The sequence below is a fragment of the Streptomyces sp. NPDC002573 genome (assembly GCF_042889625.1).
Taxonomy (GTDB): Bacteria; Actinomycetota; Actinomycetes; order Streptomycetales; family Streptomycetaceae; genus Streptomyces; species Streptomyces gibsoniae.
The window spans coordinates 1-1,205 of sequence record NZ_JBIARC010000280.1 but is presented as its reverse complement, the minus strand read 5'-3'; the positions used below and the strand labels follow the sequence as shown (position 1 = coordinate 1,205).

Sequence of the window (1,205 nt, the reverse complement as noted above, 5' to 3'; positions counted from 1 at the left end):
GCTAGGAGCGTGGGTCAGTAACAGGCAATTGGCCGGCCGGTCGTGATCGGGGTGATTGATTGCGGTCGCCCGGTCGGGCGACCGGGCGACGGGGCCCGGGGTCCCGGCCTGCCGGGCCGGTCACCCGGTCAGTGCGGTGAGCCCTGCCATTCCGGCGTGTCGGAAGATCTTGCGGAGGTTGTGGCAGGCGGCCAGCAGCCGCCACTCGCCCCGTGCCCCGTTCTCGCCCCGCAGGAGGAGTCGGCGGCCATTCTGGCAGGTCATGATCTGACCGAAGACGGGTTCGACGATGGCCTTGCGGCGGCTGTAGGCGGCCTTGCCGGGCTTGGTCCGCAGCTTGCGGGCCATCCGCTCCTTCAAGGTGGCGTCCTTGGGGATGCGTCCGCGGGGTGCGGGCGGGACCTGCTCGTCGTGCTTGAGTCGGCCGGTGGCCATGAACGTGTCGGTGCCGCAGGACAGTTGGCGCTTCTTCGCGGCTTCCAGGTTCGCCTCCGAGCAGTACCCGGCGTCGAGCAGTGCCTGCCGAGCATGGGCGCCGGTGTTGTGCGCGGACTGGTCGAGCATCGTGGTGTAGTTCAGCGCGTCTGACGGGTTCGTCGTCACGTCGGCGGCGGTGATGACCTGGTGCTTGTCGTCGACGACGGCTTGGGCGTTGTAGGCCTGGATGTAGGCGCCGTCGCTGTTCTTCATGATCCGCGAGTCGGGGTCGGTGAAGTTGGCCTGCGCCTTGGGCTTGGGCCGGGCCTTGGCGGCGGCCTTCTCGCCGGCGTCGGTGACGGCCTGCTCGTCGGCGGCGTGGGCGCGCTCCTGGCGTCTGCGCTCCTTGTCCTCGGCGTGAGCGCGGGCCTTGTCAGCGGCCTCGGCCTCGATCTGCGCGCGGGCAGCCTGCAGCTTGGCCAGGCGCTTCTCCCGGCGGTCCAGCTCGGCGGGCAGGTCCACGTCCTTGCCGTCGGCGCCGAATGCCTCATCCTCGGCGGTGTCGGTGGCTTCCGCCTCGGCCAGCAGAGCGGCGGCCTTGGCCTCCAGTTCGGCGATCTCGGCCTCGACGCGCTCCTCCTTTTCGGTCAGCCGGCCGTAGCTCATCGCCTTGTGCTTGGAGGCGCTGGCCTCGAGCTTGGTGCCGTCCAGGGCGACGCGGCCCAGCCTGACCATGCCCAGCTTCTGCGCCAGGTGCAGCGACTGGAGGAACAGGCCGGCCAGCGCGT

At 70.4% G+C, this 1,205-nt stretch carries 1 protein-coding gene; it reads right to left on the bottom strand.

All coding sequences use genetic code 11. The annotated features are described in order from the left end of the window. Positions 1-120: 120 nt before the first annotated feature. Positions 121-1,205 (bottom strand): transposase (locus ACFYX0_RS47930; protein WP_388982194.1); only part of this gene is annotated, 1,085 nt, incomplete at its 5' end.